The sequence below is a fragment of the Enterococcus sp. LJL120 genome, from assembly GCF_054871765.1.
This window is the reverse complement of the sequence record NZ_JBTXLV010000003.1, coordinates 76,206-101,627: the sequence shown is the minus strand read 5'-3', so window position 1 is coordinate 101,627 and position 25,422 is coordinate 76,206. Positions and strand designations below refer to the sequence as shown.

At 40.9% G+C, this 25,422-nt stretch carries 22 protein-coding genes; 6 read left to right on the top strand and 16 right to left on the bottom strand.

Features of this window, described 5'->3' with window-relative positions:
• Window positions 1–14: 14 nt before the first annotated feature.
• From ACYSNU_RS05805 to ACYSNU_RS05795, 3 genes are read right to left on the bottom strand one after another with little or no spacing between them, the layout of a single operon-like run.
• Window positions 15–920 (bottom strand): RluA family pseudouridine synthase, encoded by a 906-nt coding sequence (locus tag ACYSNU_RS05805; RefSeq protein WP_461736251.1) that lies wholly within the window; start codon window positions 918–920, stop codon window positions 15–17.
• 2 nt (window positions 921–922) lie between these two features.
• Entirely contained in the window at window positions 923–1,720 is a 798-nt protein-coding gene (locus ACYSNU_RS05800; RefSeq protein WP_265458168.1) for an NAD kinase, read from the bottom strand.
• Window positions 1,717–2,382, bottom strand: a complete 666-nt coding sequence (locus tag ACYSNU_RS05795; protein WP_461736250.1) for a GTP pyrophosphokinase — start codon at window positions 2,380–2,382, stop codon at window positions 1,717–1,719. The genes ACYSNU_RS05800 and ACYSNU_RS05795 overlap by 4 nt, the downstream gene beginning before the upstream one ends.
• Before the next feature lie 142 nt (window positions 2,383–2,524).
• On the opposite strand from ACYSNU_RS05795, the gene ACYSNU_RS05790 reads away from it, so the two are divergent.
• Entirely contained in the window at window positions 2,525–3,124 is a 600-nt protein-coding gene (locus ACYSNU_RS05790) for a CYTH domain-containing protein (protein WP_461736249.1), read from the top strand.
• Window positions 3,125–3,174: 50 nt separating this feature from the next.
• Here ACYSNU_RS05790 and apf read toward each other — a convergent pair whose 3' ends face one another.
• From apf to ACYSNU_RS05750, 8 genes are all read right to left on the bottom strand, one after another.
• Window positions 3,175–3,765: an aggregation-promoting factor gene (gene apf / locus ACYSNU_RS05785; RefSeq protein ID WP_461736248.1), complete on the bottom strand. Its 591-nt coding sequence runs from the start codon at window positions 3,763–3,765 to the stop codon at window positions 3,175–3,177.
• A gap of 421 nt (window positions 3,766–4,186) precedes the next feature.
• Complete coding sequence (gene ahpF, locus ACYSNU_RS05780; RefSeq protein ID WP_461736247.1) at window positions 4,187–5,713, bottom strand: alkyl hydroperoxide reductase subunit F; 1,527 nt, start codon at window positions 5,711–5,713, stop codon at window positions 4,187–4,189.
• A 14-nt stretch (window positions 5,714–5,727) separates the two neighbouring features.
• Window positions 5,728–6,291 carry an alkyl hydroperoxide reductase subunit C gene (gene ahpC / locus ACYSNU_RS05775; RefSeq protein ID WP_461736246.1) on the bottom strand — a complete coding sequence of 188 codons (564 nt, stop codon included), beginning with the start codon at window positions 6,289–6,291 and terminating at the stop codon, window positions 5,728–5,730.
• A 308-nt stretch (window positions 6,292–6,599) separates the two neighbouring features.
• On the bottom strand, window positions 6,600–7,358 hold the full coding sequence (locus ACYSNU_RS05770; protein ID WP_461736547.1) for a sulfite exporter TauE/SafE family protein: 759 nt from the start codon (window positions 7,356–7,358) through the stop codon (window positions 6,600–6,602).
• A 258-nt stretch (window positions 7,359–7,616) separates the two neighbouring features.
• Window positions 7,617–9,269 (bottom strand): peptide ABC transporter substrate-binding protein, encoded by a 1,653-nt coding sequence (locus ACYSNU_RS05765; protein ID WP_461736245.1) that lies wholly within the window; start codon window positions 9,267–9,269, stop codon window positions 7,617–7,619.
• A 56-nt stretch (window positions 9,270–9,325) separates the two neighbouring features.
• Complete coding sequence (locus ACYSNU_RS05760; RefSeq protein ID WP_461736244.1) at window positions 9,326–10,030, bottom strand: gamma-glutamyl-gamma-aminobutyrate hydrolase family protein; 705 nt, start codon at window positions 10,028–10,030, stop codon at window positions 9,326–9,328.
• Window positions 10,031–10,183: 153 nt separating this feature from the next.
• Window positions 10,184–10,801: a DUF1054 domain-containing protein gene (locus ACYSNU_RS05755; protein WP_461736243.1), complete on the bottom strand. Its 618-nt coding sequence runs from the start codon at window positions 10,799–10,801 to the stop codon at window positions 10,184–10,186.
• A gap of 21 nt (window positions 10,802–10,822) precedes the next feature.
• Window positions 10,823–11,695, bottom strand: coding sequence for a LysR family transcriptional regulator (locus ACYSNU_RS05750; RefSeq protein WP_461736242.1), 873 nt, complete (start codon window positions 11,693–11,695; stop codon window positions 10,823–10,825).
• A 146-nt stretch (window positions 11,696–11,841) separates the two neighbouring features.
• On the opposite strand from ACYSNU_RS05750, the gene ACYSNU_RS05745 reads away from it, so the two are divergent.
• The 4 genes from ACYSNU_RS05745 (at window position 11,842) to ACYSNU_RS05730 (ending at window position 16,126) form a co-directional block, all read left to right on the top strand.
• Window positions 11,842–13,071: an L-lactate MFS transporter gene (locus tag ACYSNU_RS05745; RefSeq protein ID WP_461736241.1), complete on the top strand. Its 1,230-nt coding sequence runs from the start codon at window positions 11,842–11,844 to the stop codon at window positions 13,069–13,071.
• A 4-nt stretch (window positions 13,072–13,075) separates the two neighbouring features.
• Window positions 13,076–14,053 carry an aldo/keto reductase gene (locus ACYSNU_RS05740; protein ID WP_461736240.1) on the top strand — a complete coding sequence of 326 codons (978 nt, stop codon included), beginning with the start codon at window positions 13,076–13,078 and terminating at the stop codon, window positions 14,051–14,053.
• 220 nt (window positions 14,054–14,273) lie between these two features.
• Window positions 14,274–14,780 (top strand): cell division protein, encoded by a 507-nt coding sequence (locus ACYSNU_RS05735; protein ID WP_461736239.1) that lies wholly within the window; start codon window positions 14,274–14,276, stop codon window positions 14,778–14,780.
• Complete coding sequence (locus ACYSNU_RS05730; RefSeq protein ID WP_461736238.1) at window positions 14,777–16,126, top strand: glycosyltransferase family 2 protein; 1,350 nt, start codon at window positions 14,777–14,779, stop codon at window positions 16,124–16,126. The genes ACYSNU_RS05735 and ACYSNU_RS05730 overlap by 4 nt, the downstream gene beginning before the upstream one ends.
• 98 nt (window positions 16,127–16,224) lie before the next feature.
• Here ACYSNU_RS05730 and ACYSNU_RS05725 read toward each other — a convergent pair whose 3' ends face one another.
• From ACYSNU_RS05725 to ACYSNU_RS05710, 4 genes are all read right to left on the bottom strand, one after another.
• Window positions 16,225–17,166, bottom strand: coding sequence for a serine hydrolase (locus tag ACYSNU_RS05725; RefSeq protein WP_461736237.1), 942 nt, complete (start codon window positions 17,164–17,166; stop codon window positions 16,225–16,227).
• Window positions 17,167–17,383: 217 nt separating this feature from the next.
• Window positions 17,384–19,144: a DNA helicase RecQ gene (gene recQ / locus ACYSNU_RS05720; protein WP_461736236.1), complete on the bottom strand. Its 1,761-nt coding sequence runs from the start codon at window positions 19,142–19,144 to the stop codon at window positions 17,384–17,386.
• Between the two features lie 380 nt (window positions 19,145–19,524).
• Window positions 19,525–20,487, bottom strand: a complete 963-nt coding sequence (locus tag ACYSNU_RS05715) for an aldo/keto reductase (RefSeq protein ID WP_461736235.1) — start codon at window positions 20,485–20,487, stop codon at window positions 19,525–19,527.
• A gap of 38 nt (window positions 20,488–20,525) precedes the next feature.
• On the bottom strand, window positions 20,526–21,758 hold the full coding sequence (locus tag ACYSNU_RS05710) for an MFS transporter (protein WP_461736234.1): 1,233 nt from the start codon (window positions 21,756–21,758) through the stop codon (window positions 20,526–20,528).
• Between the two features lie 207 nt (window positions 21,759–21,965).
• Here ACYSNU_RS05710 and ACYSNU_RS05705 point away from each other — a divergent pair, with 207 nt between their 5' ends.
• Window positions 21,966–22,586, top strand: a complete 621-nt coding sequence (locus ACYSNU_RS05705) for a hypothetical protein (RefSeq protein ID WP_461736233.1) — start codon at window positions 21,966–21,968, stop codon at window positions 22,584–22,586.
• Window positions 22,587–22,726: 140 nt separating this feature from the next.
• On the opposite strand, the gene ACYSNU_RS05700 is transcribed toward ACYSNU_RS05705, so the two are convergent.
• On the bottom strand, window positions 22,727–25,408 hold the full coding sequence (locus tag ACYSNU_RS05700; protein WP_461736232.1) for an HAD-IC family P-type ATPase: 2,682 nt from the start codon (window positions 25,406–25,408) through the stop codon (window positions 22,727–22,729).
• Window positions 25,409–25,422: the final 14 nt, after the last annotated feature.

The following is a 25,422-nucleotide window of genomic DNA, read 5'->3' as shown; positions in this document are numbered from 1 at the left end:
CTCACCACAACTTTCTAGAAAATATTTTTCTGTTGTTCTAAAACTTTTTGCATGTCCTCCGCTAAAGGCAGCTCAAATGCTAAAGCTGCTCCTGTAAAAGGATGTTGAAAACGCAAGTCGTAACAGTGCAATGCTTGCCGGTCAATCCCTAAATCCAAGCGACCGTCATACATCTCATCTCCCAATAGCGGGCAATTAATCGCCGCGAAATGGACCCGAATCTGATGAGTCCGGCCGGTGTGCAATTGAATATCAACTAAAGCTACTTCCTGACCCAAATAATCCAACCAGTATTCCGTGACTGCCTTCTGGCCTTCTGCAGCAACTTTGCGTTTTAATAAAGAAGTTAAATCTCTGGCGATGGGTAAATTGATTTCAGCATGCTTTTGCAGCGTATTAATTTCACCAGCCACCAGAGCTTGATATTTTTTTATAAATTGCTTTTCCCTCAGCTGGACGTCTAATTTCGCATGGGCAAAACCATGCTTAGCAAAAAGCATCAGTCCGCTGGTGTCCCGATCTAGACGGGTCACAACATGAACTACTTGATCGAGATAGCCTTGTTTTTTATAATAATTTTTCACCCGATTAGCCATCGTCCCATTTGGATGGTACTGGGCGGGGATTGATGAGACCCCCCAAGGTTTATTCACCACTAATAAATGCTCATCTTCAAAAATTATATCGATTGGTGTCTCATCTAAAAGAACTGTTTCATGTTCTTTTTCATCCGGAATCACAACTGTAACCTTATCATTTGCCTTTAGAGAAAACAAGACATTTTGCTCCTGCTGATTGACAAAAATCTGCCCGCCTTGAAATTTAATTTTTGCCAGCAGCCCTTTAGAAATTCCCTGCTCTTTTAAAAAGCTCCGCAAAAGCTGCGGGGCTTCTTTTTGATATATCCAATTAAATTCCACGGCTACCCCTCACTGATAAAGGAATCCCGCACCCGTCGCCAAAAATGTGTATGGCGATAAGAAGCAAAGTGAATCCGTTCCTTGGCAATTCGATAATAAATGGAAGCAATATTGTCTTGACGGATATCCAATTGATCGACAGTTACAAAATAATCACTGCGATCCTTCAAATTAATTTCCAGCCATTCATTTTCTGCAATAATAATCGGTGAGCCCAGCGTTCTGAAAATCCGATTATTTAGTGAAGCAATTTCTGCCAATTGAAAGGCATTGATACTAGGATGAATCACTGCACCACCGATACTTTTATTGTAAGCCGTTGAGCCGGTCGGTGTTGAAATCGACAGTCCATCCCCCCGAAACCGCTCGAATAATTCATCTTTAATATAGACATCCGCCACCATCGTGCGATTGCCCCGCTTAATCGTCGACTCATTCAAAGCCAGAAAATGATTTTGCGTCTTGCCATCTGAATATTTGATAACAATATCTAATAAGGGATAACTGACACTCTGGCCACGGTTATTTTTTAAACTTTCGACTAGTTCAGTCAGCTCGTAATCCCGCCAGTCGGTATAAAAACCCAGATGCCCCGTATGCACACCTAAAAAGCTGACCTTGGATAATAAGTGATTGTAACGGTGAAAGGCCGAAAGTAATGTGCCATCACCGCCAACAGAAATTACCAGTTCAGGATTGCGTTCATCTAAAATTATATTTGCTTGACCTAAGAGATCCCGCAGCTGCTTGGCAACTGCCAATGATTTTTCTTCGTGATTATTTACAATCGCAACTTTCATGATTGATCCTCGCTATTTTTCTGGAAATAATTGTCCCGCTCAGAGCCTCGCCCATGGGAGAAAAGCTTTTGAGCTTCTTGGATTTCTTCGCGAATTTTTGACATTTCTTCATCTAAAAGATAGGCCGCTTCAGCTGCCCGCTGTAAACGTTCGCTCATCTCCTGAGGAAATTCCCCTTTATATTTATAATTTAAAGAATGCTCAATCGTCGCCCAGAAATTCATTGCCAGCGTTCTGATTTGAATTTCTGCTAAGATAATTTTTTCGCCGCCTACAAGTTCCACCGGGTATTCAATCACCAAATGATACGAACGATAGCCGCTCGCTTTATTATTAGAAATATAATCCCGTTCTTGAATCACCTTAATATCGCGACGATTCTTTAAAATCTGCACGACTTGGTGGATGTCCTCCACAAATTGACACATGATTCGCAGGCCAGCAATGTCTGACATCTCTTCTTCTAAACGGTCTAAAGGAATGTGCCGCAGCTGCGCCTTCGCCAAAATACTTTCCACCGGTTTTACACGGCCAGTCACAAATTCAATCGGCACATGTTCACTTTGTTCCCGGTATTGTTTGCGGATTCCCCGCATTTTTATCTTCAATTCTGACACCGCTTGTTCATAAGGCGCCAAAAATAAATTCCAGTCTCGTTCCATTTATTTTTCCTCAACTTTGCATTTTACATACATCTTATTTTACCATAAAGGCCTAGCAGAATTAAGGAAAGCACTTCATTTTAAAATAGTTGTCGATTTTGATTTTATCTACTATGATGGAGAAAAAAGTGAGGCGAAATTCATGAGTGAAAGTGTCGAAATAGAATACAAAAGTTTACTAACAGCTACAGATTATCAAAAACTAATTGATTTTTACCAGCTAACTGCCGCTGATTTCTTCAGCCAAACCAATGCTTATTATGATACAGCGACGGGCCGGCTGCAAAAAGCCGGCTGGGGTTTGCGGATTCGCCTCTACAGTGATTATGGTGAAGCTACTTTAAAAACGCCTTTAACGGATGGACTTTTAGAAACGACTGACAAACTTTCTTTAGCGGAAGCGAGTACCTATGTCGAAGCTGGAAAATTTTTATCAGTAGGTCACACGGTGAAAAAAATGCAGGAACTTGCGGTCACTCCCGCTGAGCTAGAGCAAATTGCCCAATTAACCACCAAGCGAGCTGAATTTAAAATTCCTGAGGGCTTATTAGCAATTGACCATAGCTTTTACAGCGGTCAAGAGGATTTTGAAGTGGAATTAGAGGTGACCGATGTCCAAATCGGTCAGCAGGCGTTTAGGACCTTTTTGCAGAAATTTGACATCCCTTATAAAAAAGCCGACAACAAAATTAAACGGGCTTTTTTAGCCGCAAATCTTGAAAAAAATAAAAGAAAAGACTGAAATCAAAAAATGATTTCAGTCTTAAAAATTTGCTTCAATTTTCTTATTTCTTAATACCAGCCGTTTGCTAACCAAAAGGCTTGGGCAGCTGTCCATGAACCATAACGGCTTGCTACATAAGCATCAGCAACTGCTTCTTGATTGGCAGCTGAATAGTCACCGTTCAAGTATGAAGAAGTTAATTGGTAACGGCCGATGTATTGTCCGTTAGTTGCTGTATAAGAACCACCAGATTCTTTTTGGGCAATCCATTCTTTCGCTTCAGCTTCACTACCGCTCACACTAGAAGTGTAAGTTGAGCTGCTTGAAGTATCAGCAGTCGTTGTTGTATCTGTTGTTGTTTCAGTTGCAGCAGAAGTTGTTGTTTCAGCAACGGTGTAAGTTCCGTTGGCAATTTCTTCTTCTGTTGGAATTGATAATTCTTGACCGACGATAATTAAGTTAGCGTCAGTTAAGCCACTTGCTTCAGCAATAACATTAACGTAAGCATCACTGCCAAAAAATTCAGATGAAATATGTGAAAGAGTATCTCCTGATTGAACTGTATAAGCTTCGGCAGCACTAGCATTGGTAGCACCTGCGAAAAATCCGATTCCGGCAATGGCAGCTGTTCCTAATAGTAAAGTTTTAATTGATTTCATGTAACTCTCCTTAAATAAATAAAGTGTTGTTCGCATCAGCGACGAACACTACTTTAACACCAGAAAATATTACATAGGTTTAAATAATATAACACTTCGTTACGGGAAACGGGGTTTTCGTAATACCTTGTAAAAAAGGCGGAGAGCCCTTGGTACATCAAACTTTTCACTGTTTTATAACAAGGGCAAAATTGGTCAATATTCTTAAATTTATTTTGTAAAGAATTTTTTGACCGTCTTATGTTACAAAGTTTGACAAATGTTACAAAATTGCAAACGTTTTTCATTACTTTCTTAACGATTTGATTGATTGGATTCAGCAACTACCAAGGATTTCAACACAAAAAAGCTCTTCTGAGAACTTTTTAGGTTCTCAAAAGAGCTTTTTAAAATTTTTCCTACTATATAAGTTAAGAAAAGATTAACTGCGAATCAGATGATCAAAGGCACCTAAGGCCGCTGTTGCACCTGAGCCCATTGAAATAATGATTTGTTTGTAGGCACTGTCGGTACAATCGCCTGCAGCAAAAACACCGGCCATACTAGTTTGGCCTCGTTTGTCGACGACAATTTCGCCCATACGACTCAACTCTAGCGTATCTTTTAGCCAATCAGTGTTTGGAACTAAACCGATTTGCACAAAAACGCCCGCTAATTCAATATGATGCTCGTCTTCTGTTTCACGATTCATATAAGTTAAGCCGTTTACTTTGGTGTCACCGGTGATTTCCTTAGTGGCGACATTTTTCAAAATGGTCACATTCGGTAAACTAGCCAAACGTTCCTGCAGCACTTGGTCAGCTTTTAATTCTGGTAAAAATTCCAAGAGGGTCACATGTTTGACAAGGCCTGCCAAATCAATTGCCGCTTCCACACCGGAATTTCCGCCGCCGATTACTGCCACGTCTTTACCTGCAAAGAGCGGACCATCACAATGGGGACAATAAGCGACCCCTTTAGTTTTGAATTCCGCTTCACCAGGAACGCCAGTATTACGCCAGCGGGCACCCGTTGCTAAAATTGCTGCTTTTGTTTGCAACACTGCGCCATTTTCCAGCGTAACTTCGACAAATTCTTTTTTCTCAATTTTAGCTGCCCGTTGAGCCTTCATCACGTCAACTTCATATTGATTAACATGTTCTTCAACAGAAGCCATAAATTTCGGTCCCTCTGTATAAGGGGTGCCGATAATATTTTCGATGCCTAAGGTTTCCATCACTTGGCCGCCAAAAGTTTCCGCTAACAAACCAGTGCGAATTCCTTTGCGGGCAGCATAGATTGCTGCACTCGCTCCAGCTGGTCCGCCGCCGACAACTAAAACGTCGAAGGGTTCTTTTGCTGTGAACTCAGATGGATCACTGGTCACTACTTTTGCTAAAATATCATCTAGCGTCATGCGGCCGCTTTCGAAAAATTCACCTTCCAAATAAACCGTTGGCACTGCTAAGATTTCTTTTTCTTCCACTTCAGCTTTAAACATGCCGCCTTCAATCATCGTGTGGCTGATTGTTGGGTTTAAAACACTCATGATATTTAGTGCTTGTACCACATCCGGACAATTGTGACAGGTCAAACTGACATATGTTTCAAATGCTAACGGCTGTTTGATAGTTTTAATCAAGGCAACCTGCTCATCAGAAATTTTTGGTGCCCGACCACTCACCTGTAGCAAAGCCATAATTAATGAAGTAAACTCGTGCCCCATTGGCAATCCGGCAAAAACAACACCGGAATCTTCGCCGGGACGAGTTACTTTAAAACTAGGCGTCCGCTTTAAAGAAACTTCTTTAAAGGCAATCTTATCTGACATCTCAGCAATTTCTGTGACAAAGTCGCGGACTTTGCCGGAAGCTTCGCTGTCATCTAAACTTGTTTCTAAAACAATTGGATTTTCCAACATGGTTAAATATTGGGCTAATTGTCCTTTTACTTCAGCATCAAATGCCATAAAGACGTTCCTCCTTAAATTTTACCTACTAAATCAAAGCTAGGAGTTAAGGTGTCTTCGCCTTCTTGCCATTTGGCAGGGCATACTTCACCTGGATGGTTGCGGACATATTGGCCGGCTTTGATTTTATTGATTAAAGTGCTGGCATCACGGCCGATACCGTCTGCATTAATTTCAATTGCTTGAACTACGCCATCAGGGTCGATGATAAAGGTACCGCGGTTAGCCGCTCCTTCTTCTTCATCCAACACATCAAAGATGCGGGAAATTTTATGGGATGGATCACCAATCATAATGTATTCAATTTTGCCGATTGCATCTGAATGATCATGCCAAGCTTTATGGGTAAAGTGAGTGTCTGTTGATACAGAATAAACTTCCACTCCTAAATCTTTCAATGTTGCGTATTGTCCCTGTAAATCCTCTAACTCAGTTGGACAAACAAATGTAAAATCTGCTGGATAAAAACAAACGATGTTCCATTTCCCTTTAAAATCTTCAGAGCTTACATCGATAAATTCTCCCTCGTGGTAAGCCTTCGCTTCAAACGCTTCGATTTCTTTTCCAATTAATGACATTGATAATTCCTCCTCACAAATTTTAAGGGTAGATTCCCTATTTATAATTATTATAATAAAACAGCTATTAAGTCAATCTTTTTCCCACTTTTTAAAAAACTTTTTTGACAATCTAGAAATATTTTCACAAAGATTATCTTTTAAATAGCAAGGAATAGGCCCAGTCTAAGTCAATTTAAACAAAACTTGAAAGCTATTTCAGAAGTTTGTTGACTTTGTTGAGAATGATTGTCTTTAAAATGAGAATCAAAAAAACTGCAACGAAGGAAATTTCCCAAAGTTACAGATTTTTAAAAAGTGTCACTCGTTTAAATGAAAATGCGGATGCCATTGTAAATATTAATCAAGATGACTAAAATAATTACCCCTTGAAAAACGGTTGTCACCTTTTGCGGCGATAAAACTTGGCTGAATTTCGCCCCGATTAAACCACCGCAGACGGCAGCGGGAATCACAAAAAGCAGCATTCGTAAATCATAGCGGGCAAAACCGCTGGAAAGCGCAATGGTCGCCAGCTTGGTCAGCTGAGAGAAAAAAATCGTGCAGACGGAGTAAACGGTCGCCTCTTTAATTGGCAGGCTAAAAAGTAGCATCAACAGTGAGACATTAATCGGCCCACCGCCAATTCCTAACAGGCTGGCGAGGAAACCTAATGTCAGTCCACAAAGGCAATACCAAAAAATGCTGTTTAATTGAAATTGTTTCCAGTCATATTTGCTGTATAAAAAGGCAAAGACCAGCGTAAAAATCGTAATCACGATTTGAATCAGCTGTACGTAGTCTTCATTGGGAAAGATTTTTAAGAGGCCTTCAAAGCCAACATTGCCGAGAAAACCGCCGATGACTGCCCCCAACGACACCCAGAGAACAATCGGGCCATTCAGTTTGCGGCCGTTGGCAAATTGCCGCCAAGTGGAGACAATCGACATTGTAAAAACTGCCACCGCTGAATAAAAGGAGACTGCCGCTACGGAATCATAGCCGATAAAATCCAAGACCGGCTTGATGATGACGCCGCCCCCCATACCCGAAATCGCTCCAACGGTATTGGCTAAAATAATTACCATAAAATAAAGTACACCGATTCCAATCACCTTGTTCACTCCTTGTTATAAAAGAAAAATAAATTATCCTACTTCAAAATTAGCACACCTGCTTTTTAAATAAAAGCACAAAAAAGTTCGCTGCTGACTATTACTTGAATAAATCAGTTAAAAATCGGCAACTGATTTCCCTCTCTTTAATCAGACTTTTCTAAAACAAAAAAACTTTGAAAAGCAGCCGCTAGATGCAGCGGTGCTTTTCAAAGTTTAACGATTATATTTTTATTCCGTTACATAAGCTAAACGATAAGAAACCGTTCGTCCAAATTGGAAGGTTTGCACCCCTTGCAGACGTTCTGATTGCAGATAAGCCAGCGCCCCTTGATAAATCGGCAGAACCGCGGTATCTTCTTCAATCAATTGTTTTTCTAAAGCCAATAATTCATCCCAACGAGCTTCTGGATCGTTGGCTAAAGTAGTGCGGGCATCCTGCAGGCCGGCATCATAGGATTCACTAGCGTAACCCGAAGTATTCAGTCCGCCGGTTGAATCATAAAATTCTAAGAAGTTAATCGGGTCAGCATAATCCGGCGTCCAAGTTCCAAAGACTAAATCAAAGTCACCATCGGTTTGGCGTTGTAAACGATTGGATAACGGCATAGAAGCCACACTGACAGTCAAGCCTTCTAAATTATCCTGCCATTGGCCCTGCAGGAATTCAACTGTTCTTCTGGCAACCGTTGAATCTGCGGAAAGTATTTCTAAGGTAATTTCATCTTGACCTAATTCTTCTTTAGCGGCAGCCCAAGCTTCTTGCGCGGCATCTAAATCATATGGTAACAGGTCGCCATTTTCTTCACGGAAATCTTCACCATTATCTGGATCATAGGCAAAGTTAGCTGGAACAAAACCATTTAATGCAGTGGAGCCGTCACCTAAAACATTTTCTACATAACCTTCTTTATCAATCGATTGTAACAAGGCCTGACGAACTAAAACATTGCCGGTCACTTCCCGATTTTGGTTGGCAGAAACATACCCGACTAACGAACGAGTATCGTAATGAGATAATGCGTTATCTTGTTCTTCTTGCGCATAGGTATCCGTTAATAAAGTAAAGTCCAGCGCACCCGTATCAAATAAATTCACGCCAGTTGCCGTTTCCGTAATTACCTGCACATCAATTTGATCTAATTGAACGTTGTCAGCATCCCAGTAATTTTCATTTTTGGTTAAAGTCCAAGACTCGCTGTTGCCGTTCCAACCAGAGATGGTGAAGGGGCCGTTGCCAAGAAAATTGTCCGAACTAGTGCCATAAGCTGTGCCTAAATCACCAGCAAAACTTTCATTTCTCGGCATAAATGGCGTACCAACTAAAATTTGATCCAAATAAGAAATTGGACTTGCCAACGTTAATTCCAAAGTTTCATCATCTAAAGCCGTTACACCTAAAGTATCTGGATCAGCATCACCGTTTCTAACTTCGTAACCATTTTGGAAAATATCCATTTGATTAATACTAGATGAGGCATTTTCTGGATTCGCTACATATTTAAAAGCATATTCAAAATCATTAGCGGTTACCAGATCACCATTGCTCCACTCAGCATCACGGATTTTAAAGGTGTAGGTCAAGCCATCTTCACTGATTTCAGGATCTTCAGCGGCCATTGCCAATTCTGGCTGACCATCGGCATCTAAACGATACAAGCCTTCTGCGAGCTGACCAATCATATCAGAACTATAAGTATCTGTGTATTGCCCACTATCTAAAGTCGTCAATTCCCCAGCTGTAGAAACAGAGATTGTTTGATTGACTGCCGCTGTGTCTCCTGAAGTTGAAGTATTGCCACTATCTGTTGTATCTCCGCCACCGCTGCAGGCTGCTAATAAAAGTGCAGCAGTCGCTAAAAGCCCCATAAATTTCTTTTTCATGTAAATCCCCTTTCGTTTAAAAACCAAACTAAACAATGTAAGCAAAAATTTTTTGCTTACAGACTTTCAACCAAATATCTAAAGGCTGATAATTCCTGCGGCAACGCATCATAAGCAAAATCTGGATGCCATTGCACCCCTAATAAATGCTGCTGACGATCTTCAATGCCTTCAATCACGTCATCTGGACTCCAAGCAGTCTCTTTAAAATTAGTGGCCAAATGATCCACCGCTTGATGATGAAAAGAATTCACCATCGTCTGATCCCCGTAAATATGATTCAAAATGCTGCCTTTTTCAGTAAAAATTTCGTGGGTAGCAACCTGTCGCGGAATCGGGTCCTGCATGTGAGAAATTTTCATTTGACTAATGTCCTGATGCAAAGTCCCGCCTAAAGCAACGTTTAGTAACTGCATGCCACGACAAACTGCAAAAATTGGTTTTTTCTGTAGCAAAGCCGCTTCAATCAAAGCCAATTCAAATTCATCGCGGGCTAAAAAAGTCGAATCCGCAGTAGTCATTGCTTCTCCATAAAATTTCGGCGACACATTTTGACCGCCAGCTAAAACTAGCTTATCAATCTGGCTAACATACTCTTTTGCAGCTGCCTTTTCGCTGATTGGTAAAACCATTGCCAAGCCGCCAACTTCTTGAATTGCTTTTGTATAGCCAAGGGGCGTATACAAAATTGGCATCTCATAGAGCACAGTTCCCGGATTTTGACTTTCATTTGCCGCTACACCAATAATCGGTTTCGCCATTGTAACACCTTCTTGCTTAAAATAGAAAAGCTGAGCTTAGTATATTTTCATAGTAAACTCATCTTTCTTTAATTGATTTTTCTATTTTAATATAAATTTCACAAAAAGTATATTAATTTTGACCGCTACGTGATAGTTAAAAACTATCACCCACTATTTTGTCGCCAAAGGCATGACCAAACGATATAAAGGTAACAACTCCATGTAAGTTTTCAACATAAATTTGCGGGCCTTGGTGGGAGTCTTGAATAATTTGTCGCCACGATAAATCACTCGACCAATTTGAAACTCACCTTTTTTGACATCTCTAAAGCGAACCAAAGCCTGCTGTAAATCGGCCTCATCCAACGGCACAACAGCCGCCTGTGTGTGGTCTAAAGATAAAGAAAAATCAGCCAATCCAGTAAAAACTTCTGGATGAGCTAGCATCGCTTCCGCCATCGCTTTTTCATTCTGGGGATTATCAATAAACGACAGCCACATAAACACATATTCCGGAAAAATTCCCAATTGAAAATGCGGCTCCATTTTATAGCCGCGTTTTTTGCGACTGAGAGCTGACCAAGTATTTTCTGGTGGATAAACACTGCGGCGGCGATGTTGAGCAATATGAACAAAGAGCTCCTCATTCAATTCTTTTTCTATGTTATTTTTAAAGTAATCATCCAGCTCCTGAAAGATGGGTTGAATCTCACTTCTGATGGCTGTCATCCGATTTTCAAGGCCTTCAATCTCAAACACTTTAAAACTTTTATCTGTAAACATTAACATGATTGCATCTACTCCTTTTTCTTAACTACCAGTAATAAATTTTTTTGTAAAATCGACAAACTGTTTGATTTTAGTTTCGGCAAGACGCTCCTTTAAGACCGTCAAATATACACTGTGATACCTATCCTCATCCGGCAAAATAAATTTATGCAAATCAAATTGCCGCAATAAAGAAGTATCCGCCACCAAGGCAATCACTGGATTTTCCATCACATAGCCGCCAATCGAAGTTTCGTCATCCATTTCTGCTACTATCTGTGGATGAGGATTGTAGCTGTGCAATACTTGATGGGCGTTTTGGCCAATCGGGACAGTTTGGCGATAGGTAACTAGTGGTTGTTGAAATAATTCTTCTATAGAATACTGACTCAAGGGAAAATCTTGGTTAGCAATTAAAGCAAAATACTGACGCTCGACTTCAAAAAATTCCAGACGTTCATCAGCGATTTTTGAACAAAAACCTACATCGTAATCACCAGTTTCCAGTTTAGCAATAATTTCATTGGTAAAGCCATGAAAAATATGATAATTCTCCGTTGCAAAATTTTCTTTTTGACTAGCCCGCAACATTTTAGGCATAAAGCTGCTGGCCAACGTGGGGATGATGCCGATATTTAATTGTTGAGCTGCTAATTGCTCTGCTTCTTGCAAATTGACAGCCGCCTGATCGACAGCAGCGATGGCTTGTTCTGTTACCTTATGAAATTTTTCTCCGGCTTTAGTTAATTGAATGTGGCGGCCAACTTTTTCAAATAAGGAAAAACCTAAATCCATTTCTAAATGTTTAATCGCATAGGTTAAGGAAGGCTGGCTGATTCGTAAAATTTTTGCCGTCTCTGTGACGTTGCCGTTTGCCGCCAAGGCGTTAAAATATTTTAAATGATTGTAATTCATCTGCCGCCTCCTAAAATAATTTGAACTTTTTTTCAGTATACCACATCAATAGATACTCTCTATGAATTTACTAAAAATTAGTATTGGTTATGCCGTCAGAAAAAAGTTATGCTAATTGTGAAATAAAACACAAGGAGTGAAACAATATGGATATCACCCAGCAACAGCAATTATCAGTTCGAAAAATCGTTTTTGTCGCCGCATTTTTTGTCATCTTTGTTTGTTCGGCTTCAGCGGCCTTTTCCGTTTTTTCGATTCCGCTTCAAGAAGCAACGGGAGGTGATGCTGCTCAGGTCGCCTTCGCCTTAACTATTTATCAATTTTTCATGGCTCTCTTCGGCATTATTTCAGGACGGATTGTCGATAAGTCCGGTCCCAAAAAGTTAATGTATGTCGGTGGTTTAGTTTTTGGTTTAGGTTGGTTTGCGACAGCCTTTGCTACTAGCATTCCGATGCTTTACATCACCTGCGGCTTTGTCGCCGGCGCCGGTAATGGATTGTTGTATAATCCCGCATTAAACACAGCTTTGCGCTGGTATCCGGAAAAACGCGGCACCATGTCTGGTGTTTTACTCTGCGCCGCATCCGTCGGTCCGCTAGTTACCGCTAGAGCCGGTGCCATTTTATGTGACGCCTTTGGAATTCAAGGCTTAATGTATTTAGGCGTTGCTTATCTGATTGTCATCTGGGCGGTTGGTTGGAAAATGTCTCTGCCGGAAAAAGGCTGGCAGCCAGCAAATTTCACTCAGCAAACGGCTCAAGGCAATCCATCAGGAAAAAGTTTTTCACCAAAGGAAATGGTTTCGACTTTACAATTTTGGTTGCTAATGCTCCTTTTTTCCGTTGCCTGTACTGCTGGCATCATGATGATTGGTTCGTTATCGGCCATCGGACAAACCCAATTAGGCATGAGCGCTATCGCGGCTTCCAATTTAGTGGCTGTAAATTTAATTTCAAATCTTTGTGGTCGTTTGATTATCGGCAAGCTCTGTGATAAATGGGGCGAGCTGCCAACACTAGCCCTTATCTTTGTGCTAACTTTTGTCGCCTTAATCGGTTTAAGCTTTGCTTATTCATTGCCCGTCTTTATTTTCTTTTTAATTATTTTGGGCTGGTCCTTTGGCGGAGTGTTAGTGGTTTTCCCACCGCTGACAGCTAAAACCTTTGGCATGGAGTTTTCTGGTGTCAATTATGGCATTATGTTTTTCGGTTACTCAGTCGGTGCTTTGTTTGGTCCGCAAATTGCGGCCCGCTTTGTGGATGCCAGTGCCGGAACGGCTGCTTATCATACAGTCTTTTATGTAGCTGCAGCAGTTGCAGTCTTTGGTTTAATTTTAGTTGCATTGGTTCGTCAAATTTTAAAGAAACGAGGATAAGTAAATGGAATATATTACAGTCAAAGGAATTGAACAACCGATTTCAAGAATGATTATGGGGACCGCTTGGTTTGGCATTGGCGCAGATGTGCGGGAAGAAATTTTTAAGATGCTCGACTTATATGTGGAAGTCGGCGGCAATGTGATTGATACCGGCCGTTTTTACGGCGCTGGCCGGGCGGAATTAATTTTAAAAGAATGGCTGGATTCCCGAGACAATCGAGAGCAATTAATTATTATGGATAAAGCCTGCCATCCGATTATCACTGAAGACGGGACTCATCACCCTGAATATTGGCGGGTAAAACCTGATTTAATTACCGATGATTTACACAGCAGCCTGTTAAGAACCGGTTGTGATCATTTTGATTTGTATTTAATGCATCGTGATGACCCCGATGTTCCGGTGGAATTGATTATGGATTGTTTAGAAGCGCATCGCAAAGAAGGCTTGATTACGGCCTATGGTGTTTCGAACTGGGAATTATCGCGAGTTGAGGATGCCGTAAATTATTGCCATAAAAAAGGCTATCAAGGCCTGTCCGTCAATAATCCATCTTATTCTTTAGCAACGGTTAAGAAAACCCGTTGGCCAGGTTGCGTTTACGCAGATGATGCCTATGCTCAATGGCACAATGGTAAAGATGTGACGTTGTTTAGCTGGGCTGCACAAGCCCATGGATTTTTTGCTGATATTTATGATGAAAATGCACAGCAAGATATTAAAGACGCCTTTTTCAGTGATGAAAACTTTGAAAAATTGCGCCGCTGTCAAATTTTAGCTAAAAAATATCAAGTGGACAGCATCAATATTGCTTTAGCCTATGTCCTCTGCCAGCCTTTTAAACCGGCAGCGATTATCGGCAGTCGCAGCCGCAAAGAATTTGACTCTTGCATTCAAACCCTTGATTTAAAACTCACTGACAAGGAGCTGGCTTACCTCTCTTTAAAAGCAGATTCCGCTGAAGAAGCCGCTTCTTAATAAAAAAATCCAACGACAACCTCGGCTGCCGTTGGATTTTTTTATTTGTCACAAGTTTATGGTTAATTCTTTCACCTTTGTTCACACTTTCGTCATATAAGAGCGGATTCATTATGATTTCTTTAATTTCCGTCAAAGCCTGTACTGCTGCAAGCAAACTAATATCTTTATTTGTATTTTGGGCTTAAATTACAAACGAAGTCAAAAGGAGTGAAGAAAAATGAAAAAAATTTCCCGTGAAGATGTTTCCCATATCTTAGTCAAAGATAAGTATTATGAAAAAGGTCATCTGGGCACAAAAATCTTTCAAAGTCTGGTTGCACTGATTGGTTGGTTTGGCGTTATCTTGCCTTTTATCTGGATTTTTGTGCCAATTTTATTCCCTGACTTAGAAATCAGCCGTTATTTCCACAGTTATTCTGAAGAAATTCGGGCATTGATGTTTTTAGTTATTTTCTTAGCCATTTCATTTGTCATTATTTTAATTACCTATGTCAGTTTGACTCTTTGGAATAATCACCGTTTCGGCGGTCAGTTGCGCAAGGAAACCACCTTTGACGATCAACGTTTAGCTAAGCGCCGGCAAGTCTTAAACGACAGCTACAACGAACGCTTCGGCAGTCAAGACTATCGCCACACAGTCAAATACTATGCTGTTAAAGAAGAACAAAATCTTGACACGCACTTTGTCGCTGATCTCTACAAAGAAAATGGGGTGAAATTATGAACCTGATGTTTCATACCGGCAATCAAATAATCGATATCTTTTTAACCTTACTCTTTTTAATTTTATTAACCTACCCAATTCTAGGCGGTTTCTCATGGTTTATCGGTGTTTTTTGTTATCGGTTTATCTTCCGCTATCGGCAAAAAAAATGGGACGATATTCCGATTGAAATTGAACCCTTTGTGACCATTATGGTTCCGGCCCATAACGAAGAAGTCGTTATTGAAAATACAATCGACTATTTGATGACCAAATTAAATTACGAAAACTACGAAGTCCTCGTCACTGACGATGGCTCCACAGATGATACCCCTAATATTTTAGCCCGCTTAATGGAAAAATATGATAAACTGCGGGTCATTCGCATTGAAAAAAATAAAGGCAAGGCTCATGCCTTTGATATCGGTGTTGGTTTTGCTAAAGGCGAATTAATTTTAAGCAACGATGCCGACACCGTTCCTGAACCAGATGCTTTGAATCGCTACATCAATTATTTTATTCGCCAAGATAGTACCAATATTGCAGCTGTTACAGCCAATATGGATGTGCAAAATCGCAGTCGCCTAATTACCAAATCGCAAACGGTGGAATTTTCCAGCATCGTCGGCATTATCAAGCGGACGCAAAAAGGTGTCTTCGGTGGCCTCTATGCCTATAGCGGCGCCAACACAATGTATCGTAAAGACGCTTTAGTCGATGTCGGTCTCTTTCGGCAAGACCGCGCAACAGAAGATATCAGTATTGCTTGGGACCACCAAATGGACGGCTGGTTATCTTTGTTCGCTCCGCAAATTATGTTCTTTATGGAAGTCCCTGAAACGATGCGGATGCTCTATCGGCAACGCCGCCGCTGGGCCAAAGGCGGCACGGAAGTGTGGTTGACTAACTTTAAAAAAGTTTTTCTGCATCCCTTTAGAAATATCGGCCGGACCATTATGCACCTCGATCAAACCTTAAGTATTCTCTGGTCATTTTGTTTCTGGATTTTTACCGCTTGGTTTATCGGCCTCTTCTTTTACTTTTTGAGCATGGGCAATTACGAAAGAATTTATCACATGTTTACGATGGCCTTCGTCTTTGTCATTTTTGAAATGATTTCCGGCTTCTTCCAATTAGCTGCAGCTTTGCTGGCTGATGACCGAGGTCGTAAATTAAAATACATGTTCTTTGCACCTTTGTATATGCTGTTTTACTGGATGATGAATGCTTTGACGATTGTCACCACTTTTGTTCCAGCAATTAAAACGATTTTGGGCCATGGCTCTGGCACTTGGAAAAGTCCTGAGCGGAGTAAAAAACACGCCCAAGATAATTCCGAAAATGAATTAATCAAAGAATTACATTAAGAAAACAGCTGCCAAACTTTCATTATGGAGCAAGCTTCACAGTTAGCTTTTAAGTCTCACCGTGAAGTCACTTCATCTGTCAGTTTTGGCAGCTGTTTTTAGTTTGGATAACTGGTTGTTTGCAATTCCCACAGCTCATCAGATAACTCAGCAATCAGCTGATCTGCGTCGCAGACCCCTTCAGAATAAACAGTCACAATATAGGGGGCTTCGCTGTAAAAAATTCCAATATCATGGACATCGCTATCGAGACTGCCAATTTTATGGGCAACGGAACCAGTTGTTTCAGTAGTTTCTAAGCGCTCAGAAAAAGCAGTCGCTAGCATATTTTCAATCAGAGTTTGATAATTGTCATTATCGGCACTTGCTTCATAGAGATAGCTTAAAATTTCCGCCGCCGCATCAGAGGTAATTTGATTTTCATTTTGACTGATGTCTTCGCCTAAATATTTCAAATAATAGGCACTGCGGGTGCTATCATAACCACCTAAGGCAGCATAAAGCATATTGGTGCCAATATTATCCGACTCAACAATCGCCAATTCGGCCAGCTCCGCCAACGTATAACTTACTTGCGGGTCATATTGAATCGTGCCTGTTCCCGATTCGTAATAACTATCATCGTAGTAAATGACATCCTCCCAAGACAAGACGCCGGCATCAATTTGATCACTGAGATACATCACCAGCGGCACTTTTGTGGTGCTGGCGGCGGTATATAATGTTTCCCCATTATAAGAAATTGTTTCGCCGCTAGTTAAATCTGTATAGGTGATTGAAAGCTCGCCAGCACTTTTTTCGCCATAGCTTGAAATTATTTCCTCTACGTCTTCTAAATAATCCGTTAATGCCTGATTGTCTTCTTCACTGCTAATCGCCAGTTGGGTCACGGTGGCTGCCTCTGACGCTGTTGTTGCTGTCGTCTCAGTGGTTTCGACTGTTGCTGCTAATCCCAAAACATCATTGTACCAAGTCTCTAAAACCAATCCCGTTAAGCCACTTAAAATTACCCCACCCAAAATTAGATGTTTTAATTTCACAGGAAGCCTTCTTTCTAAAAATTATTCTATTTCATGACTATAAGGATGATGGCTTAAATAGAGCTTAAGGATTTGCAAAATTAAAATCATCAAAAAAGTCCACTGTCCTTAAAAACTTTTCATGAAGCCAAACTTTTTTAGACACTGCACTTTTTTTGATTTTTTATTTTGAACACTGACTTTTCAAGCAACTCAGCTAAACTCACTGCTATTTTTTTTATTCCGTTTGACTTGATTGTTGAATCAAGTCGATAAAAACTGCGCCATATTTATCTAGTTTATTTTGACCAACACCATTGATGGCCAAAAATTCCAATGAGTTTTGCGGTTGTTTATCCGCCAACTCCCGTAAGGTTTTATCTGAAAAAATCATATACGGTGGCAATTTCTGCTGCTGGGCTAAATCTGAACGCAGCTCCCGCAATCGTTCAAATAAGGCATCATCCGCCACCAACTGCCGCACTTGTGCTTGTCGGCGATAAACTTTCCGCTGACCTTTCAATACTTCAACCCCGCTGTTGGCTAATTTTAACGTTGGAAATTGTCCGTCTGAGGGGATCAGATAACCCTCAGCTGTTAAATAATCAATCAGCTGGGTCAGTTCTTTTTGACCCCAGTCCTTCATCAAGCCATAGGTCGGCAATGTTTCAAAATGCCATTGCAGCACCTTTTGATTTTTTGAACCGGTCAAAACTTGCGCAACTAAACCTTTACCAAATCGTTCTCCCATGCGCTTAATACACGAAAGAATTTTTTGCGTTTCTAAAGTAATCTCCAACTGTTCCCTTTGGTCTAAACAATTACTGCAGCGACCGCAATCGGCTGCTTCCTCGCCAAAATAATGGAGAATATAGCGCTGCAAACAGCCCTGAGTATGGGCGTATTGTTCCATCTCCCGTAGCTTTAAATATTCCTGCTGCTGATAGGCAATTGTTCCTTGGGATTGTTCAATAAAAAATTTCTGGACTTGAATATCTTGTGGTGCGAACAATAAAACGGCTTCACTTGGCAGACCGTCCCGACCTGCACGGCCAGCCTCTTGGTAATAGGATTCCAAATTACCGGGAATTTGATCGTGAATGACAAAGCGCACATTGCTTTTGTTGATGCCCATTCCAAAGGCATTGGTGGCAATCATGACCGTCGTTTGATCAAATAAAAAAGCTTCTTGATTATTTGAGCGTTCCGCTTCTGACAAGCCGCCATGATAACGCCCCACTGAAAAACCGCCATCCTTTAAAATATAAAATAAACGGTCAACTTCTTTGCGGGTGGCGGCATAAATAATTCCCGCCTGCCCTTTATTTAATTTCAAATATTCTTGTAAGTACAAATCCTTTTGTTCTTTAACAACCTCAAAGGCTAAATTTTCTCTGGCAAAACCAGTTTGCACACGATTTTCTCCAGGAATCTTTAGCAGCTGGCAAATATCATCAGCCACTTTCGGTGTGGCCGTTGCCGTTAAGGCCACCACGCTGGCAGAAGCTGGTAACCCTTGCAACAGCTCAGGAATTTTTAAATAGCTGGGGCGAAAATCATGGCCCCACTGGGAAATACAATGGGCTTCGTCAATCGCCACTAAATCAATTGGCAAACTTTCCAGCAGTTGTTGAAAAGATGCGGCCTCCAAACGTTCAGGAGCAACATAAAGCAATTTTAATTCGCCATTGCGGGCTTGTTGCATCCGCTGCTGCCATTGTTCTTGACTGAGGCTGCTATTAATATAAGCCGCCGCAATCCCCATTTCCTGCAAACTGTCCACCTGATCTTTCATCAAAGCAATCAGCGGTGAAATCACTAAAGTCACACCGGGTAATGCTAGTGCTGGCAGTTGATAACAAATCGATTTACCACCACCAGTGGGCATAATCCCCAGCACTGGTTTTTTTTCAAAGATTTTCTCAATAATCGCCTGCTGTCCCGGGCGAAAACTGCGATAACCAAAAGTTTTTTCTAATAAAGGAATTAAGTTTTGCATACTAGCCTCATTTCTAAACACCCCTCATTATACGCAAAAGTTGTCGAAGAAAAAAGGCTCTCGAAAATAAAAAATTAATTCAGCTGAGTTTTACTTCTTTCAATGCGCTATAAAAAGATGCGCAAAAATCAGCCACTTACTTTGTGATAAAAAAATATATATAATTTTAAGCTTTTCAGCAGCTGCTTTGCGGCTATTAAAAACTAACTGAAAGTTTTCTAGTCTACTGCTTTACAAATTCCTACTATTATATAAAACGTCATTGTGAAAATTAGCACTTTTCAATTTTTGCTTCTGTCAGACTTCTTCTAGATAAATAAAATAAAGAAGACTCGCACTCCTTTCATGATAAAGGATGAGCAAGTCTTCTATTAAAGGTCTTAATCTTTTAATTCTAAATAAGCAATTTCTGCTGGAGTCAAGCTAACCTCTAAGGCTTTTAAGCTTGAAAGTAATTCATTTTTATTACGAGGTCCAATCGAAACTGTTACTTCAAAACGAGGGTCTAAAACATAAGCTAACGCAACGTTAACTGGCTCCACGCCTTTTTTCGCAGCTAATTCTTCGACGCGAGCTAATTTTTTAAAGTTTCTTTCTGTGAAGAAGGCGTCTTTAATATCTTGTGGAGCATCGGCGTTCATATCTTTCCATAAAGGAACGAAGAAGCCGGCACTTTGAGCACCCCAACTCATCACAGTGATACCTAAATCAGCGTTGGCCTTAACATAATCGGCATCGGCATAGACAGTTCCAACCCAGCGAGGTTTTTCAACATCAGCTAAAGTAAACGACGGGCTGTTGACACTAATTCCTTGATAGCCTTTAGCATTACAATATTCAGCGGCTTCTTTGACCCGAGCCAATGACCAGTTGCTCATACCATAAGCTTTGATTTTGCCTTCTTGATGATGCTCTTCTAAACGATCCATCAATTCCGCTACAGGGACGGATTCATCGTCTCGATGCAAGACATATAAGTCAAAGAAATCTACGCCCATATTTTTCAAAGAAAATTCTAAATCTTCGGTAATGTATTTCGCAGCAACACGGCTTTGGTCTGGATAATGAACATTGTTTTCATCCACATAATGATGGACCGCTTTATTGACAAGAATCAACTCGTCACGATTGCCTCGTTCCTTCAACCATTTGGTAATAATTGTTTCGGACTTGCCGCCATTATAAAAACGTCCTGTATCGATTACGTTGCCGCCTTGTTTAACATATTCATCCATTAAATCAAAAATCACAGCTTCATCTTCTGGGCCAAACCAGCCAGTTCCTAATGAAACACGGGCGACCTCTTTATCGATTCCTTTGATTTTCGTATACGTCATTGTCATTGTGAAACGCTCCTTAATTTTTGCTTTTCTTTTGAAGATTATTTACTACTGGCATCGGCTGTTTTGCCAAATTTATTGCCAATTTTGGCACCGAAGACTTTGCTGTAACGCATTCCGATTAAGAGTGCTAGGACAAAACAAACGGTTGAAAAAGCTACTGCTAACAACATGACCCGTGTAAAGTCGCCAGCCATTAAAGTTTGGACTAAAACTGGCACCACATAAGAAGCACCTGCCATAAAGACATTGTAAAGACTGGTGTTGCGGCCTTTACCTTCCGGGAAGAACTGGCTCAACATCGCATTACCGATTTGCAAGACACCACCAGCTGCGAAGAAACCAACACCGAAGGAACCGATTGTTAAGGTTAATTGGCTTGGAATCAGATAGACCATCGCTAATAATAAAGTAGCAACTAAACCGTACACAATCATGACGGTGATATCTTTGATACCTTTTGACATGATAACTGAAGTTAAAAGTACTGCAATGAAACTACCTAAACTATAAATTGTCACTAAACTACTAGAAGCCACATCAGACATGCCAACAATATCAACTGCGTATAAAGTTGATGTTTGTTGCCACAAATAGAAAGTACCGAAGATAAAGAAGGCGTAAGCCATTAAGAAAATGCCTTCCAGATAAAATTTCGGTTTGCTGGCAAATTTGGCTTCCTCTGCCTTTTCTTCCTTGGCAACTTCTTTTCCTTTAATATCTGGGAACTTGGCAGTCATCATGAAAATGAAATTCACGGCAACCACGACTAATGGTAAAACTAATGACCAGCCATACCAAAGATTATTCGCTCTCAAGAAGCTGATAAACAACGGTGCTACACCGCCGGCTGCGATAAAACCTTTGACAATTACAGAAGCGACACTTGGCCGGTCCGGATAAATTTCCATCAAAGCAGGATAAGTTGCCCCATCTAAGAAAGAAGTTGCTGCCCCAGCTGTGAAAGCCACCACATAAGCTAAAGTTAAATTATTACATAAAATTAAGCCGCCGAAGAAACAAATGTAGCCAATCATTCCGATTAAAGCAATCGGCTTGCGACCAAATTTATCCGCTAACATACCTGAGAAAAGCAATACGATAATTTTGCCGATTCCGGTAGCGGCAATCACGCCCATCACGCCAGCCGTTGTGGTGTTCCAGTTTTCAGCAAAGTTATTGATGTTCTGTGAAATAATAATTGCTTGGATACCCTGTACAAAATAATTCATGTATAAACCGAGTGACGTTGAAAAATATTTGTTTTTTAACATGTCCTGAACCCCTTTAATTTTCCCAGCGTTTTTTTGTTAATGTGATGTTTTTCACATTAACTCTGCACAAATAGTTTAATACAGGTAGAATGATAAAACTAATGCTTTATTTTGATTGTTTTTATAAATTTTTTTCATATGTGGATTTGCAATAAAAATCAAAACTTGATAAGCTATTTGTAAGGGAAATGAAAGGAGATGAAAAAGTTGGAAATTAATTACATTTTAGAAAATTCTGCCAAAAATCTGTGGCGAACCAAAGGCAAGCTAGGTACGATTTTATTATTAATCATCGTCGGCAGCTTCTGCTACTTCTTTATGCTTTACAGCTCTTTCATCGGTCACTGGCAGGCAGACTCCATGGCAGCTGCCGCAAAATCTTCTTTCGATGTCCAATCCGTCAGTAACACACTGCCAATTCAGCTGGCAAAATTTATGGCGACCTTGCTTTCCTTTTGCTTTTTTGTCTTGATGGCGGTGTATACTAAACGCAGCACCATTCAATATGCCCAAATTCAAAAGGAGGATTTTGAAATTCAAAGTTTTCTTGGCGAGCGGACCTCGATAATTGCCTGCGAATTTGCTCTACAATCCATTTGTTACCTATTAATTTCTCAGCCAATTGGTTTAGCAATCGGCAATTTTTTATATCGCCGCAGCATGGTGGGCTTGATGAGCGCCGCTGAGTTCAGCAGCTTATTAAAAACATTTCCTTTTCCAATCTGGACCTTTCTCGGCTTGTTACTGGCAAGCTGCCTTTATGTATTCTTAGGAAATTTTTTCTACATCTACCGCTTGTTACTGCGGGAATTTAATCGTGAAGACTAATATAAACGCAGGATTGAAAAGCCTGCGCCAAGAGCTTTTCAATCCTGCAATTTTTTAAATAAAAACCGCAGAAATTCGCCCGTTGCTGAAAAAGCTAGGCAAAATTTCTGCGGTTTATTTTTGTCTAATGGCTTTAAAGCTTAACGCCATTCACTGGCATACAAATCTTTTTCTTCTTGATTGCCGAATTTATGGCGAATAAATTTATCCGCTTCGGTAATCACCAAGATTAACGCTCCGGCCACTAAAGTCACGCCCCATTCCGTCAAACTCATCGCTTCCGTGTGGAAGAACTGATTCATAAACGGTACATAGGTGAGTAACAATTGCAGTCCCAGCATAATGGCAATGATAACAAAGGCCATTTTGTTGCTGAAAAAATCTTTTGAAAAGGCAAAGCTGTTGGTCCGGATATTAAAGAGGTAAAAAATCTTACTCATCACCATAATATTAACCATCATCGTGCTAGCTGTTACCTGATTAACCCCTTGGGCGAGAATCCACTCATAGGCAAACAAACTAATCAGCGCCATCAAAATAGAGACATAGGCCATCTGAATCACATCATGGCGATTCATCAAGTTGGCGGAATTTTTACGGGGCTTCCGCTGCATAATTCCCGCTTCTGCCGGTTCAAAAATAAAGGCAAACTGAATCGTAATCGCCGAGACCATATTAATCCACAACAATTGGGTCGCCTGCAACGGCATTTCCCGCTGCATCAAAATAGTGAAGGCAATAATTAGCCCTTCTGCAAAGGAAGTCGGCAATAAAAAGAGAATACTCTTTTTAATATTATCGTAAATTCGGCGGCCTTCACGAATGGCCACCCCAATTGTCGCAAAACTATCATTGGCTAAAATCATATCCGCCGAATCTTTGGCCACGTCTGTCCCAGTAATACCCATTGCCACGCCGATGTCGGCTTTCTTCAAAGCCGGTGCATCATTGACACCATCACCAGTCATGGCGGTGACTTTGCCGCTCTCTTGTAAAGCGGCAACAATTTCTAATTTATTTTTCGGCGTCGTGCGGGCAAAAACTTGGTGACTGACTGCTGTTTCAGCTTTCTCTGTTTCAGAAAGCTGATCCCAATCAGGACCAGTAATGACTTTGATATTTTTGGCTAAGCCTAATTTTTCTCCAATTGTTTTAGCAGTCGTCGGATGGTCACCGGTAATCATTTTAACTTCGACACCGGCTTCCCGCATATCTTTTAAGACGCTGATGACTTCTTCCCTCGGCGGGTCGATAATTCCGGCAACACCGAGAAATTGAATTCCTTCAGCTAATAATTCATGGGTAATCTCTGTAACATCCGTCGGCACTTTCTGATAACCGACTGCCACCACCCGCTTACCTTCTTCTGTTAATCGCTGAACTTTTTGGGCCCAGCTATCAAAGGCAAAGTCCGCTGTACTAGCTTGGGCCATCGGCAATAATTTATCCGGCGAACCTTTAATAAAGATAATATTATCTTCGGTGGTTCCCTGAACTAATTTTGCCATATAGCGGTAATCTGAATCAAAGGGCAGCATATCGATTTCTTCATAGGCTGGGGCCTTTGAAAAAACTTTATGATACAAGGTTAAAAATGAACCATCGGTGGGTTCACCATTAATCTGCCACGTTTTATTTTCCTCAAACAACAAAGTATCATTCGCTTCAAAACCAGCCTCCAAGAATAATTTTAATTTTTCTGTCATTGGCTGTTCTTTACCAAACTCAGAAATTTTCCCGACTGGCTCATAGCCGTTGCCGCTGACCTTATAATGATGGTCATCAATCAAAAGGTCTTTGACCGTCATTTCATTTTTCGTCAAGGTCCCGGTTTTATCGGTTGCAACCACATCGACGGAGCCTAATGTTTCCACCGCCGGCAAAGACTTCACAATCGTGTGCTTGTTTTTAGCCATGTCGCTCACGCCCATCGCTAAAATAACTGAAGTAGTAGCCGGCAGTCCTTCTGGAATCGAACCGACAATCATCGTCACAACAGCTAAAGCTAAAACCGAAAGGGAATAGGTTTCAAAAAATAAACCTAATGCGAACAAAGCAACAGCAGCAGCCAAGACAACATAAGAAACGCCTTTACCTAAATTATCAATTTGGCGCATCAATGGTGACTTGCCTTTTTTAACTTGGCTAACCTCCGTTGAAATTTTCCCGATTTCCGTATCAGCCGCAGTCGCAGCAACAACGCCAAGTCCGCTCCCATTGGTCACAGAAGTGGAGGCAAAGGCCATGTTAAATTGTTCCGCCAAAGGAATATTTCCGCCAACTAAATCCTCTGCTGTCTTTTCTAACGAGTCTGCTTCACCGGTTAAAGAGGCCTCTTGAATTCGCAAATTATCGGCATCGACAATCCGCAAATCCGCCGGCACACTATCGCCGGCTTCTAAGAAAACCACATCGCCGACAACTAAATCTTCAGCAGGGATATCCTGCCGTTGACCATCCCGATAAACGGTCGCTTTCGCCGCTAACATTTCTTTGATTTTATCCAAGGCATCAGAGGCATTGGCTTCTTGATAATAACCAATTAAAGCATTGGCAATAACCACTAAGCCAATAATCACGGCATCCGAATAATGACCCATCAAAATCGTCAGTAAGGCTGCTAAGACTAAAATATAAATAATCATATTGTGAAATTGTCGTACAAAAAGTTTCCACTTTGGCGTCTTTTCGCTGGTCAGCTGATTGGGACCATTCGCTGCTAGCCGTTTTTCGGCTTCTTCAGCACTTAGTCCATTTTCAAAATTTTCTGCTTGATAAGCTTGTTTCAATTGATTGATACTCTGGTGATAATCTTCCTTCATTGTGTTTAAACACT

Bases quoted from the DNA above. Each gene is read 5' to 3' on its own strand.
- recQ (WP_461736236.1), bottom strand. From the start codon at position 19,144: ATGCAAAACTTAATTCCTTTATTAGAAAAAACTTTTGGTTATCGCAGT.
- ACYSNU_RS05735 (WP_461736239.1), top strand. From the start codon at position 14,274: ATGAAAAAAATTTCCCGTGAAGATGTTTCCCATATCTTAGTCAAAGAT.
- ACYSNU_RS05715 (WP_461736235.1), bottom strand. From the start codon at position 20,487: ATGACAATGACGTATACGAAAATCAAAGGAATCGATAAAGAGGTCGCC.
- ahpF (WP_461736247.1), bottom strand. From the start codon at position 5,713: ATGGCATTTGATGCTGAAGTAAAAGGACAATTAGCCCAATATTTAACC.
- ACYSNU_RS05795 (WP_461736250.1), bottom strand. From the start codon at position 2,382: ATGGAACGAGACTGGAATTTATTTTTGGCGCCTTATGAACAAGCGGTG.
- apf (WP_461736248.1), bottom strand. From the start codon at position 3,765: ATGAAATCAATTAAAACTTTACTATTAGGAACAGCTGCCATTGCCGGA.
- ACYSNU_RS05800 (WP_265458168.1), bottom strand. From the start codon at position 1,720: ATGAAAGTTGCGATTGTAAATAATCACGAAGAAAAATCATTGGCAGTT.
- ACYSNU_RS05740 (WP_461736240.1), top strand. From the start codon at position 13,076: ATGGAATATATTACAGTCAAAGGAATTGAACAACCGATTTCAAGAATG.
- ACYSNU_RS05760 (WP_461736244.1), bottom strand. From the start codon at position 10,030: ATGGCGAAACCGATTATTGGTGTAGCGGCAAATGAAAGTCAAAATCCG.
- ACYSNU_RS05750 (WP_461736242.1), bottom strand. From the start codon at position 11,695: ATGAATTACAATCATTTAAAATATTTTAACGCCTTGGCGGCAAACGGC.
- ACYSNU_RS05755 (WP_461736243.1), bottom strand. From the start codon at position 10,801: ATGTTAATGTTTACAGATAAAAGTTTTAAAGTGTTTGAGATTGAAGGC.
- ACYSNU_RS05730 (WP_461736238.1), top strand. From the start codon at position 14,777: ATGAACCTGATGTTTCATACCGGCAATCAAATAATCGATATCTTTTTA.
- ahpC (WP_461736246.1), bottom strand. From the start codon at position 6,291: ATGTCATTAATTGGAAAAGAAATCGAAGCGTTTGAAGCGAAGGCTTAC.
- ACYSNU_RS05765 (WP_461736245.1), bottom strand. From the start codon at position 9,269: ATGAAAAAGAAATTTATGGGGCTTTTAGCGACTGCTGCACTTTTATTA.
- ACYSNU_RS05770 (WP_461736547.1), bottom strand. From the start codon at position 7,358: ATGGTAATTATTTTAGCCAATACCGTTGGAGCGATTTCGGGTATGGGG.
- ACYSNU_RS05790 (WP_461736249.1), top strand. From the start codon at position 2,525: ATGAGTGAAAGTGTCGAAATAGAATACAAAAGTTTACTAACAGCTACA.
- ACYSNU_RS05745 (WP_461736241.1), top strand. From the start codon at position 11,842: ATGGATATCACCCAGCAACAGCAATTATCAGTTCGAAAAATCGTTTTT.
- ACYSNU_RS05710 (WP_461736234.1), bottom strand. From the start codon at position 21,758: ATGTTAAAAAACAAATATTTTTCAACGTCACTCGGTTTATACATGAAT.
- ACYSNU_RS05700 (WP_461736232.1), bottom strand. From the start codon at position 25,408: ATGAAGGAAGATTATCACCAGAGTATCAATCAATTGAAACAAGCTTAT.